The 14,871-nt window shown below is 69.0% G+C and carries 15 protein-coding genes, 1 tRNA gene and 1 pseudogene; 6 read left to right on the forward strand and 11 right to left on the reverse strand.

Translation table 11 applies throughout. From position 1 onward, the window contains the following. Positions 1 to 109: 109 nt before the first annotated feature. The 3 genes from ACWCRA_RS00715 to ACWCRA_RS00725 form a co-directional block, all read right to left on the reverse strand. Positions 110 to 1,327 (reverse strand): tyrosine-type recombinase/integrase, encoded by a 1,218-nt coding sequence (locus ACWCRA_RS00715; RefSeq protein ID WP_451066438.1) that lies wholly within the window; start codon positions 1,325 to 1,327, stop codon positions 110 to 112. Between the two features lie 64 nt (positions 1,328 to 1,391). Then, positions 1,392 to 1,685: a helix-turn-helix transcriptional regulator gene (locus tag ACWCRA_RS00720; protein ID WP_451066439.1), complete on the reverse strand. Its 294-nt coding sequence runs from the start codon at positions 1,683 to 1,685 to the stop codon at positions 1,392 to 1,394. A 123-nt stretch (positions 1,686 to 1,808) separates the two neighbouring features. Then, positions 1,809 to 2,498, reverse strand: coding sequence for a hypothetical protein (locus ACWCRA_RS00725; RefSeq protein WP_451066440.1), 690 nt, complete (start codon positions 2,496 to 2,498; stop codon positions 1,809 to 1,811). Between the two features lie 508 nt (positions 2,499 to 3,006). On the opposite strand from ACWCRA_RS00725, the gene ACWCRA_RS00730 reads away from it, so the two are divergent. Then, positions 3,007 to 3,080: transfer RNA gene (locus tag ACWCRA_RS00730), tRNA-Ser, on the forward strand. Positions 3,081 to 3,291: 211 nt separating this feature from the next. Here the strand turns inward: ACWCRA_RS00730 and ACWCRA_RS00735 are convergent. After that, complete coding sequence (locus tag ACWCRA_RS00735; protein ID WP_451066441.1) at positions 3,292 to 4,668, reverse strand: tyrosine-type recombinase/integrase; 1,377 nt, start codon at positions 4,666 to 4,668, stop codon at positions 3,292 to 3,294. After that, a complete protein-coding gene (locus tag ACWCRA_RS00740; RefSeq protein WP_451066442.1) occupies positions 4,665 to 4,874 on the reverse strand; it encodes a helix-turn-helix transcriptional regulator in 210 nt (69 codons plus the stop codon). The genes ACWCRA_RS00735 and ACWCRA_RS00740 overlap by 4 nt, the downstream gene beginning before the upstream one ends. 728 nt (positions 4,875 to 5,602) lie before the next feature. Here ACWCRA_RS00740 and ACWCRA_RS00745 point away from each other — a divergent pair. Beyond that, a complete protein-coding gene (locus ACWCRA_RS00745) occupies positions 5,603 to 6,049 on the forward strand; it encodes a hypothetical protein (protein WP_451066443.1) in 447 nt (148 codons plus the stop codon). Positions 6,050 to 6,053: 4 nt separating this feature from the next. On the opposite strand, the gene ACWCRA_RS00750 is transcribed toward ACWCRA_RS00745, so the two are convergent. Both ACWCRA_RS00750 and ACWCRA_RS00755 read right to left on the reverse strand, forming a co-directional pair. After that, positions 6,054 to 6,416, reverse strand: coding sequence for an SDR family NAD(P)-dependent oxidoreductase (locus ACWCRA_RS00750; RefSeq protein ID WP_451066444.1), 363 nt, complete (start codon positions 6,414 to 6,416; stop codon positions 6,054 to 6,056). Between the two features lie 191 nt (positions 6,417 to 6,607). Next, positions 6,608 to 7,081 (reverse strand): STAS domain-containing protein, encoded by a 474-nt coding sequence (locus tag ACWCRA_RS00755; RefSeq protein WP_451066445.1) that lies wholly within the window; start codon positions 7,079 to 7,081, stop codon positions 6,608 to 6,610. Positions 7,082 to 7,316: 235 nt separating this feature from the next. On the opposite strand from ACWCRA_RS00755, the gene ACWCRA_RS00760 reads away from it, so the two are divergent. The 4 genes and pseudogenes from ACWCRA_RS00760 (at position 7,317) to ACWCRA_RS00775 (ending at position 12,507) form a co-directional block, all read left to right on the forward strand. Then, positions 7,317 to 8,171: a hypothetical protein gene (locus ACWCRA_RS00760; RefSeq protein ID WP_451066446.1), complete on the forward strand. Its 855-nt coding sequence runs from the start codon at positions 7,317 to 7,319 to the stop codon at positions 8,169 to 8,171. Between the two features lie 765 nt (positions 8,172 to 8,936). Continuing rightward, positions 8,937 to 9,138, forward strand: a pseudogene (locus ACWCRA_RS00765) (cold-shock protein). Between the two features lie 2,319 nt (positions 9,139 to 11,457). Further along, a complete protein-coding gene (locus ACWCRA_RS00770) occupies positions 11,458 to 12,189 on the forward strand; it encodes an HNH endonuclease (protein WP_451066447.1) in 732 nt (243 codons plus the stop codon). A gap of 96 nt (positions 12,190 to 12,285) precedes the next feature. After that, positions 12,286 to 12,507 carry a hypothetical protein gene (locus ACWCRA_RS00775; RefSeq protein WP_451066448.1) on the forward strand — a complete coding sequence of 74 codons (222 nt, stop codon included), beginning with the start codon at positions 12,286 to 12,288 and terminating at the stop codon, positions 12,505 to 12,507. 84 nt (positions 12,508 to 12,591) lie between these two features. Here ACWCRA_RS00775 and ACWCRA_RS00780 read toward each other — a convergent pair whose 3' ends face one another. The 4 genes from ACWCRA_RS00780 to ACWCRA_RS00795 all read right to left on the reverse strand — a co-directional run bounded on the left by ACWCRA_RS00780 (position 12,592) and on the right by ACWCRA_RS00795 (position 14,870). Continuing rightward, positions 12,592 to 12,714, reverse strand: coding sequence for a hypothetical protein (locus ACWCRA_RS00780; protein ID WP_451066449.1), 123 nt, complete (start codon positions 12,712 to 12,714; stop codon positions 12,592 to 12,594). After that, positions 12,711 to 13,082 (reverse strand): hypothetical protein, encoded by a 372-nt coding sequence (locus ACWCRA_RS00785; RefSeq protein WP_451066450.1) that lies wholly within the window; start codon positions 13,080 to 13,082, stop codon positions 12,711 to 12,713. The genes ACWCRA_RS00780 and ACWCRA_RS00785 overlap by 4 nt, the downstream gene beginning before the upstream one ends. A gap of 190 nt (positions 13,083 to 13,272) precedes the next feature. Continuing rightward, positions 13,273 to 14,127: a phosphotransferase gene (locus tag ACWCRA_RS00790; RefSeq protein ID WP_451066451.1), complete on the reverse strand. Its 855-nt coding sequence runs from the start codon at positions 14,125 to 14,127 to the stop codon at positions 13,273 to 13,275. Next, positions 14,124 to 14,870 carry an AAA family ATPase gene (locus ACWCRA_RS00795; protein ID WP_451066452.1) on the reverse strand — a complete coding sequence of 249 codons (747 nt, stop codon included), beginning with the start codon at positions 14,868 to 14,870 and terminating at the stop codon, positions 14,124 to 14,126. Before ACWCRA_RS00795 ends, ACWCRA_RS00790 begins: the two co-directional genes overlap by 4 nt. Position 14,871: the final 1 nt, after the last annotated feature.

Here is a 14,871-nt window from a genome sequence, read left to right on the forward strand (position 1 = left end):
CCGCACCTCGTCTGACCTGCCAAAACACAGGTCTGATGGGGGTGCGGCGGCGTCTGTGGGACTTCTCTGGGACTTTGGGCCCGCGAGCGTTCCCGGGCTGCCTTCCCGGCTAGCCGAACAGGGCGTCGATGGCAGCGGTGCCGCGGGCGCCCGCGCGGGGCAGGAAGTGCGCGTACTTCCTCAGGGTGAACCCGGGGTCGGAGTGCCCCAGCCACTGGGCGACTGAGACAACCGACTCGCCGGCTTCCAACTGCTCCGAGGCGTAGAAGTGGCGCAGCGCGTGGAAGCCGTGTTCGCGGGAGGGTTCCCAGACGCGCTGTCCGTCCGCGCGCTGCTCCAGGCCGCCGATCACGCCAGCCTTGGTCAGTGCGGGCTTCCAGATGTAGGAGTTGAAGTAGTTCCGGTTGATCGCCTTGCGCTCGCGGCCGGTCACGAGCAGGTTGTACGTCCTGGGTCTGCGGTGCTTGACCTCCACCGGTGTCTCCGGTGGGCGGGGGTCGTCCCAGGCCATGGTGACCGGCACGGGTGGGAACACGTCTGCGTACTTTCGTGCCGCTTCCGCCACGCTGGAGGACAGTGCCACGTCGCGGACCTTGCGGCCTTTGGGGAGCGCGAAGCACAGGCTCGCCCGGACCATCTTGACCTGACGCCGGATGTGGACGACCCCCTCGTCGAAGTCGAAGTCGTCCAGGCTGAGCCCGAACGCCTCGCCCTGGCGCAGGCCGAGACCGGCCCCGATCTCGACGAGGACCCGGTAGCGGTCCGGCAGGGCTGCGCGGACTGCCAGCACGCGTTCCTGCGGCCATGCCTCCAGCCTGCCCGGAGCAGCGGCGGGCGGCCGGACGGTCTTCGCGCGGCACGGGTTGCGTGCGAGCCTGCGGTCCTCGACAGCGGCCTGGAGCACGCTGGACAGCGTGGCCCAGACGAGGCGGATGGAGGTGGGGCCGAGGTCCTGCTCCAGCCGCTTCTTCCAGTTCCGGAGAACGTCAGTCCCCACCGCGTTCAGGGGGAGCACTCCGATGTGCGGGACAATGTGGCGTCGCACCCGCTGCTCAATGCTCTGGAGCGTGGACGGGTCCCCGCTCTGGGAGGGCCACCAGTGCACTCTGATGTAGTCCTTGAGTGGCAGGTCGCCGTCTCGCGGGTCGACGAATTCCTGGCGCCGCACGTCGGTCTGGGCTGTCGCGAGCCAGGTCTTGGCATCGTTCAGCGCGTCGAACGAACGGTCTTTGACGCCCGGGATCCCCTTCACCCGGTAGCGGGTGCACTTTCCGTACATGGCGGTGCGCTCACGCCTGCCGGTTTCCCGGCTGGGGCGCTTCTTCAACCAGCGATCTTCGATGTAGCCGGGCAAATCTCTCCTTCGAACGGAAAGGGGGCGACCGATCAGGTCAGGCGACCGCTGAGCTGCCGGATCGGTAGTGACGCCGGGCGTTGAGGGGGCTCAGTTCCGTATTGCAGCGGGAGTCGGCCTGTTCTTGTTCATGGATCCAGGCGTCCAGGGTTTCCCGGCGGTACATGACGCGGCCTCGTGGGCCCATACGGAAGCTCGGTGGCCCCTGCCTCCGGTGCCGCCAGACGTAGAGGGTGTGAGGCGAGAGGCCGAGGTACTCGGCCGCGTCTTTGACATTCAGGAATGCCGCACCGACAGCGACGGAGGGCGCGGGAAGTGGATATGCGGGCATGGAAAGTCCTGTGTGAGTGAAGCGAGTGGCCGCGGGCGGTGAACGGCGAGGTCCCCCGCCCGCGGCATTTGTTGACAACGGGCTGGGATCTGCGACCCGGCCGCCGATCGGACCGCGTTGCGGCTACCGTGCGGCGCGCGCCGGTTCGCAATACGGGTCCGCTATGGCGAAGGCGGCTTCGATGAGAGCGTTGGAGGCTTCGGCCGAGGCGGGCGGCTGGAAGCAGTGCGGGAAGCGCCGGGCGAGTGAAGACGCGCTGACGCCGGTCCGATCAGCCACCGTGATGATCTCCCAAGCGGTGCGGTGACCGCTCAGCCAGGTTGCGATGCAGGTGTCCCGGAGGTCGGAGACGCTCCTGCCCAGTTGCGAGCTGAACTCGCTTGGCTCCAGGACGGATTCCCGAGCCTGGCGCCATGCCCTGCGGTAGACGGCTCCGGTCAACGGCCGACCGTCATCGCGGGTGAACATCAGGTCCTCGGGACCAAGGTCGCGCCGGACGACCTCCGCCTTCAGAATCTCCACGAGTTCCGGGCTCGCCTGAACGACCCGCACAACACCCGCCCCCTCCACCGCCTCGTCCCCATCCTTGAGACGGCGAGGAAGAATCACCAGCTCGCCCGGGCCCTGATCAGGCAGATCCACGTCACGCACCCGCAGGGCCAATGCCTCCTGCGGCCTCAGTGCCGCCAGGGCTATGGACGACAGGAAAGCACGCAGTGCACGGCCATTCTGCGGACATTGGCCGACCTGATCCAGCAGGTCGTCTCGCTGGCGGTCCGACAGCAGGAACGTTTCATCAACAACGGCAGTCACAGGGGAGACTCCTCGAACTAGGGGTGCGCTTGCAGCGGAACAAGGTGCCCTTCCGGCTTCACCGCCGAAGGACATCTACAAGGCTCCGGAAAATCCCCGGTTTCGCGAACCGGGGACTGCATGGTAGGAGTGGGCAACGAAGCCCAACTTGCCTTTCATGGACGAGTCACGAAGCTGGCGCTTCACGCGAGAGAAGAGTTCGGGTACGCCAAAAGCCTTGGCAGGCAGCCGAACGGAGGAGGCGACCTGCCTCCCCACGACCCTTCAACAGGACCATCACGCCGACATGATCAAGGTTGACATGTCTCCGGCGAGAATATCCAGTCAAATCAGGCCCGGACTAGTCTGCCGCCGGCGAACTGCCCTCAAAGGGAATCGCACGCCCGGCGCTTCGCCAACATGAAGGCGATACTCGAGGAGCAGAGTTCGGCCAGGATTGCAGCTACGCTGGTCGAATACGACGCCAGACCCCTTCGCGACCCCAAAGCCACTGGCGGATTCCGGCACGGCCCGTCCCATCGCACGGGAAAACCCAAACGGCCTCCGGAGCCGTGTGCGCAGGTTCGAATCCTGCCGGGGGCACCGCAGGTCAGAGGTCGAAAAAGGCTTCTGACCAGACAACATGAGGGATCGTCGGTTCCGCAGCTGTGTGCAGCTGTAGGCCAGCGAAAGCAGCCGTATGACAGGTCTCGCGGGATATACGCGGGATCGGACATATCAACCTCTGCGGTGCCATTCATTACATAGCGAACGCCCCAAGGGTTTACCCTTGGGGCGCTCCATGTGATCTATGTCACTCGTATTCGCCGAGCAGTTTCTCGATTCTTTGGTTGGCCACCGCGTGCCGTCCGTGCAGGCATTTGGCGTACCGGGCAAGCAGGACCTCGACGGTGTTGCCCGCCCGCTCGGCGACTTCCGTCGGATCCACACCCGCGTTCAGCCAGGTGGACAGCACCGAGTGGCGGAGATCGTACGGAGCGTCCGCCAGCGGACTGCTGACCAGCTCCGGCGCCAGGCCGAACTCACGTGCCTCCGACCAAACCCGGGAGTATGTGGAAGAGCCGACCAGTCCTCCCCGCTCGTTGAAGAAGAGCCGGCCGTCATCGGCGGTGCCGAAGGTCTCAATGCTCTGCCGCCAGATGGCCACGAGCAGAGGCGGCAGGGGTGTGGGGCGGACCTCCTCGGGCTCGCGGTTCTTCAGGCCGCAATCGTCATGAACCTCCCCCGTCCTCGTCCACTTCTTGCCTACGGTCGGGCGGGTGCGGTGGAGATTGGCCATCCCCCACCCCTCGTCCGGCAGGTGGCAGTCTTGGATCGCCACCCCGACAGCCTCCGCCGGGCGCATACCGGCGTAGTACATCCCAGCGAACATGCCCACCAGCCGACGCCCCCGGGCCCGGTCGTAGCCGCCGACGTACGAGACCGCATCGATCAGGTTCGCCGCCTGCTTAGGATTGGCGACGACGCGCGGATCGACCGGTATGACCTTGGCAGGCTTCTGCCAGGCAACGGCATTGACCGGATTATCGGTGAAATTGCCCAGTTCCGTTGCGTAGTTGCAAGCGTTCACGAGAATTTTGCGCTTGCGCCGGACCGTTTCTCCCGCAGCCGCCTTCCCGTCGATTTTCAGCTTGAGGGAGTCGAGCAGCTTGCGCATTACCTCGCTGTTGGTGAGGGAATCGAGCGGAGGGGAATTCTCGGCAACCCAGACGAGCACGGCCTTGTGCATCTCGGGAACCTCGCGTTCCTCGGGTCCAGGCAGCACGAAGGCCCAGTCCCGCAGAGCCCTCTGGAGGGCCTCCTCCTTGGGCCGCCCGGGGGTGCTCGGCAGGAGGGACTTCGTGACCGCGGTGAGCGCCTCATTGATCTCGTCGCGGTAGTTCGGCGAGGCATGGGGCCACTTCATGCGTAGATACCGAAGTGCGAAGGCATACCACGTGAGGACCGGCTCCTTCTTCTCCATGGAAGGAGGGAGACCGGTCTCCGTGTCGAACTGCTCCCCTGCGTCCTGAGCCATGGTCAGCTTCGCCAGCAGCTTGGTCGCAAGCCCCGAGGTACGCCGCGAGCGAGAAAATTCTCGCCCCGCGACAGTCCACCGGATCTCGTAACTGGTTTTGCCCCGCTGCTGCTTCTCTCTGGTCTTCCAGATGTGGACGTCGGTCGTTCTCAAGCTGCGTCAATCTCCCTTTCGTACAGCCACTGATTCAGCGCGCTGCGTCGTATGCGTAGTTCCCCATTGGGGAGTTTCAGGGCCGTGGGAGCGGTGCCCAGTTCGCGCCAGCGGTAGAAAGTGCGGCGCGAGACTCCCCGCAGTTCGGCAAGGACTTCCGGCACCGTCAGCAGCTCGTCCCGACCCGTTGGCGATGTGGCTCTCACAGGCGGAACTCCCTGCCGACTTCCAAGCCGGATGTGCCGACGGGAGTCCGAAGTCCCCGAGAGACGAGACGATTGTTCGCGGTCGCGCTAAGCGTGGTCATTCATGGTCCCGGTCAAGATGGTGGAGCAATCGGCAGGTTTCCAATGCAGGCTTGAGACGGACTCCTTCTGCAAGTTGGAGGGCTGACTGCTGGCCGTCACGACAGCAGGCAGCACACATGGGTGTCCGCTGCGGGTCCACCGCCAAGCAGCCCTGCGAACAAGATCAAGGATCCGAACGATCCCCGATTTCGCGAACCGGGGATCGTCGGCTATAGATCCGTTCCATCAGGGTCAGCAGAAGGGACGGAGGTCGCCCGCCTGCTGGTGCCGTCGGCAGGAAGGGTTTGGCTCGGGCTAGTGATCAGTGGCTCTGCCGGGGGTGTTGTACGTTGACATAGCAACGCCGCTACTTCCACTCTTTCGGGCCGTATTCCTGTCTGCCGTCAGCGGATTCCACCCGGTCAATGAACCCTCCGAGAACGCACCGGGACGGACTCGCCACTCAGCCCGAGCTGTGTAAGGGCACAGGTGGAGGATCACGACCTGTACCAACAGTGGGAATCGATCCAAATCCAACTCCCCTGTTCGAGTTGGGACACCAGACCGCCGGCGGACAACCTCACCCGGAGAGCCGTGCCCTGTGAAGCGACCGGATGCCCGGCACTCAATCACCGGGGCATGCGTCCTTGGGTGACGGCAAGGCCGCCACCACGGCCCTGCACGCGGCGACCAACGCCCTCGACCAAAGCAGTGGCGCGTCCCAGGAATCCGTATGGGTTCGTTTTCTCGACGCCCACTATCTGGAGGCCGAGGCCGCGCTCTGCCACCGGGACCTCGGAGAGGCGGCGCCGGCGGAACGGCTCGCCGAGGCATCCGTGGACGCCAACGCGGAACGCCGCCGACGGCAGGCGATCAGCAGATCCGTACTCGCCACAGCCCGCCTCCAGCAGGGCCGCCTGGACAAGGCGCCCGGAACCGCCACCCGTGCCCTGGACGGGCTCGAAGGGGTGCACTCGGAGCGCTCCGTGCAGGCCCTGCGGGACTTCCGGCTGCGGCTCGTCCCGCACCGGCAGGAGCCCTCGGTGCGCGAGTTCGAGCGCAGGGCGAAGCCGGTGCTCGAGGTAAGTGCCTGAAGCCTCAATAGCCCTCGGGAGTAGGGGCGTTCTGTGCCCGGTCAACCGGGATGTTCGCCCCCGAGATACCGCGAGAACGCTCGGACAGCAGGAAGGCGACCACCTCCGCGACCTCCTCCGGGGCGACGAGGGAACGAGCGGGGAACTCGTCCAGGAACCCCTCGTAGGCCGGGGGGTCCTCCCGCAGCATTCGATCCCAGCGTTTGCCCGGGATGAGCATCGAGCCGGGCGACACCGCGTTCACCCGGATGCCGTCCGGCCCCAGCTCCCGCGCCAGCGAGGCGACCATATGGATCTGCGCCGCCTTGGCGGAGCCGTACTGGGCCTGGGGACCGGGCTTCCAGCCGGAGATCGACGAGATCATCATGGGCGCCGGAGGCGCGCCTCCCCGCGCTGGGCCGGCACGGTGGGCAGGACATGGTGGCGTCGTCGGCCGGGTCTTCCAGAAGCCGTGGTGTTGGTCGCGGTGGGTTCCGCGAGCAGGGCCCTGGCCTGAGTTAGGGCCTCGTCGTGTCCCAGGTCCCGGGGCGCGTGACCTTCGGGAGTGTTCTTCCCTGTCTACCCGCCGGTGAGGAGGGACGCGAGGATGGTCGCGGACGCGAAGGCGGTCATCGCGCGGTGGACAGCGGCGGGAAGGCGCCGGGCCGCGGGACCGGTTGCGGGCCGGACGGGCGAGGGCGGGAGCAGGGGCGGGGGGTGGAGGGGGCCGAGGGGTGTGCCGGTGAGGTCGAGGAGGCGCTGGACCAGTGGCGGCGGGTAGCCCGCGAGAACGACCCCGACCCCGCTGGCGCCGGCCTGGGCGGCTGCGGTCTTCAGGGCGCGCAGTCCTGCGCTGTCCAGGAGTGCGAGGCGCGTAAGGTCGATGATGATCTTGTGGGGGTGGAGGGTGAGGCACAGGCCGATCAGTTGGTGGAGCTGGGGTTCTGCGGCTAAGTCGGCCTCGCCTTCGAGTTCGACGAGGGCTGTCTCGGTGCCGGTGGCGGGGTCGGTGACGAGGGCGGTGCGGTGCCGCAGGGGAGGCGGTACGGTCATGGGCACTCCATGGTCGTCGCCGTGGGCTGTTGGGCGGACGCGGTAGTCAGGTGCCGGACGCCTGCCCCGTCGTGGGGGAAGGCAAACCGCTGACGGTCCGGCGCGCAGGCCGCTGCCGGCAGCGCGCAACAGGCGGGCTCGCAGGTGTTCGAGGCTCCCGGCTCCTATGTGTTCCTGGCCCCGGAGGGGGTCCGGGAGGTGACGGTGTCGCTGTGGGGAGCGGGCGGGCCGGGCGGTGGCCGCGCAGGAGGGGGAGGAGGTGCCGGCGGAGGCAGAGGAGAGGCAGGGGCGGGCGGCTCCGGCGGCGGCAGTGGATGGGGCAGCGGCGGCGAAGGAGGCATCGGCAACGACGGCACCATCAACGCCGGCCGACGGTGACGACTCCGTCACCGTCACCGGCGGACACCGCTACGACGGCGACGTCCAGCAGTTCGAGAAAGGAGGGCCCGGCGGGGAGGGCAACAACCGGACCATCGACGGCGGCGGCGAGAACAACACCGTCCGCGCCATCGGCGGGCGGGGCGGGACGGGAGGGCTCAACGGCGACGGCGGCGCGGGCGGCAAGGGCAACGATGCCCGCATCAGGACCCGTCTGCTGTCGGGCCTCACCAACGAGATCAGCGTGACCGGCGGCACCGGGCGGTCCAACGGCGAAGGCGGCAACGGCGGCAACGGCGGCAACGGCGGCAACGCCAACAACGACAGCATCGACGTCACCGGACGGGTCACCCTGCGGGGCGGCAACGGCGCGGACACCACCCAGACCGGATCGGAAGGCGGCACGGCGGCCACGGCAACAACGGCCCCCTCACCGTCGTCGGCCTCGGCAGCACCTCCACCGGAGGAAACGGCGGCGCCGGACGCCTCGGAGGAAACGGCGGACTCGCCAACAACTCCACCATCGTCGGCGTCGTCGCCCTCACCAACGGCACCAACGGGCCCACCCACCCCTGACACCTCCCCCCAGGGGCCTACCGGCGCTGGAGAGCTGCATGAACCGTCAACCGCACGAACTGCTGCACCACCCCGTGCGACGTACGGATGCGTCCGGACGGGGCGGCTGCGCCTGGGTGCCGCGGCAGGAGAGTGACCGGGGCGGACCCGCGCCGGCGCACGGCCCCGCGAGGAGATGACCGTTGCGCTCATTCCACCGGTCATGGGCGCCCGGTCCCCGGGTGCGGCGCGGCGGGCACCGGCTCGGCCTGTCGCAGGCACAGCCCTGCGCAACAGGGCGCCGACGGGTCGGGGCCCGGTCTCTGCGTGGCCGACCGGGCCCCGGCCCCGGTCGGCAGTATGACGTGAGCCGGGCCGGACCATGCGCTGCCGGTCCGGAGCATGCTCCGAAAGGCCGGCCGGACCCCGCCCGCGCGGGTCTTCTTCGCGGGAGTACCGGCGGGCCGTCCGGTGCGGCCGGGGGACATGCCCAGCGGCCGTGTCCGGGGAGGGCGGGTAGTCGTTGGGCAGGGTGAGGGGGCAGCAGCCGGGCTGGGCCGGGGACGGAGCCCGGCCGGATGGCGCCCCCGTCGTACGGTCCCGCATCCGCACACAGGACCTGGCCCGTGGATGCGGGACCCGCACATGTGGTGGCCGCCGCGGAATCTTCGGCTGCCGGCCGGGCCCTCCCCGTACCCCAGGCCGGCCTGGGACTCTGTCCCCTGGACCCGGCGCTCGCGGTGACGTGCGGCTCCGGCGGCGGGGCGTTCGGGTGTCATCGGACCCGAACGGAGCGGGAGTGCACGCCCGGCGGGCCGGGGCGGAGTAGAAGTGAGGTGGCCAGCTCCGGCCGGGGCAGAGGATCAGCTGGGGGAACGCGCCCGGGCTCGGGCCGCCCTCAACGACGGTACAAGGACACCTCATGACCAGTGGCGTGGTGAAATGGTTCAGCCCGGACAAGGGATTCGGCTTCATCGCCCAGGACGATGGGCCGGACCTGTTCGCCCACTACTCCGCGATCACCGGCAGCGGATTCCGCGAACTGACGGAGGGCGAGCGGGGGACTCACCGTCGTCCAGGGCGACAGGGGCCTGGAGGCCCACGAAATCACCCGCAGCGTCTGACACACAGCTTCCGCCGCGCACGGCTCGACGGCCGGGGCACCCTGTCACGACAAAGGGGCTCGGCCCCTGCCGGGGCCGAGCCCCAACCTCATGAGCCGCCGGCGCCCGCCCCACCCAGAGGGTCCTGGTTCCGGGAAGGCCGCCGACGGCATCACGACGACCTGCTCGTATGCCGCGTCGGCCGCGGCATACCCGGTCGGCGGTAAGTGGACGGCGGCGTGCGCCCGGGCGTTCCGGGCTGCGGAGAGGCGCCCGGGGGCCGGGCGGGGAGGTGGTCCCCACTGCGGCGACGTGACCCCCGCCGACGGCGGCTGCGCCCCTCCCCCGGCCGACCCGCGAACCGCAATACCCGGCGGCGGCCGTCGGCCGTCCTCGCAGCGGGAACCGCGGCCCCGCCCCTCCCCCGGGCGGCTCTCGTCGCGCGTCCTGGCAGGCCGGCCCCACGCTGCTCCCGCCAGTCCGCAGGGGCAGGGCCGTGGCCCCTGACCGGGCTCCCTGCGCTGAACCGGCGCTCCGCGCGGCACGGTCGAAGTCTGTGCCTTCCCTCGCCCGGGAGCGCTGTCCGAAAGTGTTCAGCCCTCGTGGGGATGACGGCCGGGTGGCCGCGGACGGGGACGCTGGAGGGCCGGACAGGAGCAGCCGGGCGCGGTGACCGGGCAGTCGCAGGGCACAGCGAGTCGGGTCCGGTCGGGTGCGCGGGCGTGTTCACCAGGCCGTCCGCGCAGTGCGGGCGGCGGGCTGAGCCAGTAGGCGCCCACCCGCGCGGCGGGATGATGGTCCTCATATACGTTCGGCGTCACGCAGGGCCAACGACACCCTTGCGCTCCGGACACGGTCAAGGCCGGCGGGCTCGTCATGGCGGGCGCCCTGCACCGTATGGGTTGTTGCACGCGGCGGCCCGCGGGCACCGTCCGGCGGGTGGTGGGGTGCGGCTGACGAGCCGCGGCACCGGCGGCGCCCGGCAGCGCGGGGAACGGATACCCGCGTGAGCCTGTCCTCCCGCGACAGCACGGGCCCGGCCGCCTTCCTGACAACCGGTGCCGCTGCTCGGTTCCGGGACGGCTTCGGGAGCTCCTTCGGGTGAAGTTCTCCGGCGTGAGCTGTGTACGGGGGCGGGGCATCCCACGGGCAGAGGCGATGCCGAGCACGCCGCACACGGTCGTGTTCCGCGATTTCGCCCTGAGGGAGAGGGGACTTCATCATGCCGATGAATCACAGGCCGGGCGGGCATCCGGCGGCTGTGGCCGTGTCCGGCCCGGGTGATCGTTTCCGGTGGAGGGCCGGATGGCGTTCGGTGGCGGTCCCCGGCGCGCTGACGCTCGCCGGGGTCACGCTGCCCGTGCCGGCACCGGACGCGGGAGAGCAGAGTTTCACCCAGTCCGGAAGGTTCAACGAGCCTGCGGGAGTGACCCGCCTCAACGCGTACGCGTGGGGTCCGGGCGGTGCGGGCGGTAGCGGGTGCGGGGACGCGGGCTGTCCCTTTCGCCGCCAGCGCCACTGCCGGCCGCGGTGAAGCGTGATGGGGACAGAGAACCGAAAACTCCGCCCACGCTGCGGGACAACGGCTCGTCACCCAGGGCGACGACCTCCTGCCAGGCCAAGTCGGCGAGTTCCTCGCCCGCCAAGCGCAGCACGGCGGCGGTGCAGGGGCTCAACAGGTCGTTGTCCTCCACATCCACCCAGTCCTCGCCGTCACCATCGAGAGGCTCTGTAGCACCGCGCCGACAGCGTAATGCAGGCGCGCCCGGGCGTCGGCAGCGGCCTCTTCCGGGGCGGCGCGAGCAGTGTCGATGAGCTGTACCCCGCCGGAGAGGACGGTTGCGGCGAGCACGACTCCGGCCTGGGCCAGGAGTTCGTCCCCCGAGTCCACAGCCGAGTCTTGACCGGGCAGCGCGATGGTGAAGCCATTCACCGTGAGGCGGTCGATGATGCCGACGACGACCGTGATAGCCAGCTCACCCGCCGCTCGGCCGCCATCGACGATCGAGGCTCTGTACCTTGTCGCCCAAAGTCTTGACCTGCGATTCGGACGCTACCGATCCGCGCAGTACCGAAGCACGGCCCATCCTCCTTCCCCGGCGCACCCTTCGCCCTGGCGGCCCGGAAGGGGAGACCCCACCGCTGTGAGATACGGGTTCGTCACACCTGGTGACCTTTAGAGACAAGCGCTCACCGGACAGATTCCACGACGGCAACACTGCGGCAACCTAACCCTTGCCGCACCCTGCCGCCTAGGTTGCCACCTACCTGCCGCGCAGGGTACCGTTCGGGTCGATGCTCGGGATCGAGCAGCAGCCGCCTGAGAGAGAGGAGAGCCGCATGACCTCGACTTCCGCACCCCCCGACTGGCGGGATGCCGACTCGGGCGGCGCCAGGGTCCGCCTGGCCGCATGGCTCGTTACGGAGGCCGGGGAAGGGAACTCCTTCACCCCGGACGACCTCCACAAGGCATTTCCGGACAGCACGGACATTCTGCGGCGCCTGCGGGACCTGCGCAGCCAGGGCTGGAAGATCGCCCTCGACCGCACTGCTGCCGGCGGTGCCCTGTACCGCCTGGAAGGCGTGGGCGAACCCGTGTGGGACCCGGCGCACAGGCGGGCCCGGCTCGCTGTCTCCACCGTGCTTCGCGGTGAGGTGATGAAGCGAGACGATTTCCGCTGCTCACACTGCGGCATCGCGGCCGGCGAAGGCTACTTCGACGGACCTGACGGTCCTGCCGTGCTGGAGGTTGCCCACATCCAGCCGCTTTCCCAGGGCGGCACGAGCGGCCCGGAGAACCTCGTCGCCCTGTGTTCCCGGTGCCACGCCGCGCTGACCCGGGGCGTCTCCTCCGTCGCCCCGGAAGATGTCTCCCGGTCCATCCGCGAACTGTCCCCCCAGGAACGGACTGTCCTCCTGGCGTGGATGGCGCGGGACGAGCGCTCGCCATCGCCTGTGGAGCGCGCCTGGTCCCTGTACCGGCATCTCGCTCCCCAGGAGCGGAAGGCCGTGCTGCGGGAACTTGCCGACGCTGTGGAGGAGGCCGCGGGCGGCGCAGATCCCGTGCAGTGACCCCTGATACTCCGCCGGCCCCGCGCACCTACCACAGCAACACGGGGCCGACGGTGCCAATCCGCCGCTCACGCAGAGGGGAGGTGACACACCTCCATGATGACCCATTCCGCCGCGCATGACGGGATTCCGTTCTCCTTCACACAGCTCCACAGGCTCGTTTTCCTGCTCCTGCCGGTGCTGTGCATGTTGGTCCTGACGGGAGCCATCACGCCGCAGCAGCTCGCTGAACTGCTCTCCGAGATGACGGCAGCCCTGATCAGCGCACTGGCGCCGCCGCTCATCGTCTACGTCCTGGCCGTGCCGCGAAGCGCCTAGCGACGGGGTGGGTGGCGCCCCGGGAAGGCGCCACCCGCCCCCACTTCCTGTCCGTCCACCATGCCGGCGGCCACCGGCAGCCTCTTAGTGGATGACGGTGAAGCCGTGGTCCTGGGCCAGGCGGGTGGCCAAGGTGGTCTTGCCGACTCCGTCGCAGCCTTCGACGACGAGGGTGCGGCGGCCGGTCAAGGCGAGGTCTCCGCTCATTGGCGCAGCCAGGCCACGAGGGATTCCGGGTTGGCGAAGCGGGCCTCGGCGGCGTACTGGATCATGAGGTTGCGCCAGTTGGGCTCTCGGCCCGAGGCGTGGGGCAGGACCGTACGGGGGTAGTAGGCGACGATGCGGGCCCCTCGGGCAGCCGCCGCGCCGATCAGCAGCGCGGTACCGGGAGGGGTCTCCAGCCCGGAGACGTCGGCGACGAGGAGCCCGGCTGCCCGGGAGCGGTCGAGGTCCGTCCGGGCCGCCTCCAGCGGGTCGTGGGTGATGAAGCGGCTCGACTCCTCGGTTGCCCAGCCGGCCTTCTGGACCAGAGCGGTCAGTGCGCCCACGACCGGCGTGTACGGGGACTGTTCCACGAAGGCGAGGGAAGCGTCCCCCGGAGGGAGTGCGGAAGCCGGAGGGCGAGCAGCGTCGTGGACCAGCACGCGGTCAACCGCAGCCTCCAGCGCCTGATGGAGCTGCCGGTCGTGCGGTTGGCGAATGCCGAGGTGGGACTTCCGCTCCCATAACGGCTCCACCACATCGTCACCCGGCATGGGGCGGTGACTAACCGCGGGCGCTTCGCAAAAGCCACTGCGCGTGGTTCTTGAGCGGTTCGGCGAGGTGAGGGTGGTCGCCGAGGGTAATCCGGTGAAGCAATCGGGCGGCAACGTAGAGCTGGGCGCGGTATCCGTCGAGGGTGCGGAGGACGGGGAAGCGGTCCTGGACCGTTTGGGCGAGGCCGGGTTCGGTGAGGCTGTAGCAGTAGAGGGTGGCCGGGTCGGTACCGACGGGCCCCCGGCCCCAGAGTTCCCAGTCCAGGATGGTCAGGGGATTCATGAGGTTGCCCCAGTGGAGATCGCCGTGGACCGTCTCCCACCGCTGGATTCGGACATCGGTGTCGTCGCCGAACGCAGCACGCACCCGGCGGTCGACCTTGGCCTGGTCGGTGCTGATCCGCTCAGTTGGTGTGCTTGCCAGATTCCGCAGGGTCTGCTGAAGATCTTCCCACCAGATAGTGGGTGGAGCGAGTCCTGGCGGTGGCGTGTCAGTGGTCGACCAAGCTGTCCCGGGCATGAAGGTCATGACTTCGGCGCGCTGTCGCCGCCATCCCGCCTCGTCCCACTCGTGAACGTCGAGCACGCGGGGCTTGGGCAGGCCCGCCAGTTCATTGGCATCGACGTTCCCCGTCCAGCCGTTCCCGTGCGCCCACTCCGATTGCTCGGAGACGACCCGGAGCCATCGCGGTCCCTCCATGCTGTCGGCAGGAGCACTGATCGAGCGGTAGCGCCAGCCGAAAACGGGTTCGCCGGTCACGGTGAGGCTGAAATGGCCGGCGGCACGGTCCAGGTTCCGGCGCATCCAGATACGGAAGCGGCGGTCGGCCTCGGCGGTCTCATCGGGGCCCGGGGCGGCGGTCACGGGACGATGTGGCGCAAGTAGGCGGTCGGGTTGCTCAAGTAACGGCGCCAGTGGTCGACCAGCTCCAGGTCCTCCCACTTGGTTCGGTGGAAGCCGTCGTCGCCGATCTCGATGATGTCCGCGCCGGGTGTGCTGGCCAGGATGGGTGAGTGGGTGGCGCAGACGACCTGGGCCCCGCTCTCACCGAGCTGGTGCATGAGGCCGACGAGCTGGAGGCAGGAGGTGAAGGACAGGGCGGCCTCCGGTTCGTCCATGACGTAGAAGCCGGGCACGGCGAACATGGCCCGGAACATGGTGAGAAAGCCTTCGCCGTGGCTCATGGCGCTGGTGTCCTCGTCCCAGTAGCCCGGCACTCCCCCGAGGTTCTCGGTCATGTCGAACGCGGTCTCGGCCCGCAGGAAGAAGCCCTTCTTGTTCTTCCGGGGGCCGGCGAGCATCCGGGCCCCCGCCCGGGTGGTGTCCGCGCGCAGGACTTCACCCAGCGGAGTCTTGGTCGGGTCGGGACGGCCGTGGACCCGGGCCAGGCGACCACCGTAGGCATCCAGTTTGAAGCTCTCCGCGATGGCCTCGACGAGGGTGGACTTCCCCGAGCCGTTGTCCCCGACCAGGAACGTCACAGGCCGGACGAAGGCTAGATCCTCGTCAAGGAGCTGGGCGACGGCGGGCACAGTGAAAGGCCACTCGCCTCGCCCGGTGCGCTCAGGGGCCAGCCCCTCCGGTACATGGACCCGGTCGACGAACACG

The sequence above is a fragment of the Streptomyces sp. NPDC001889 genome, from assembly GCF_053594535.1.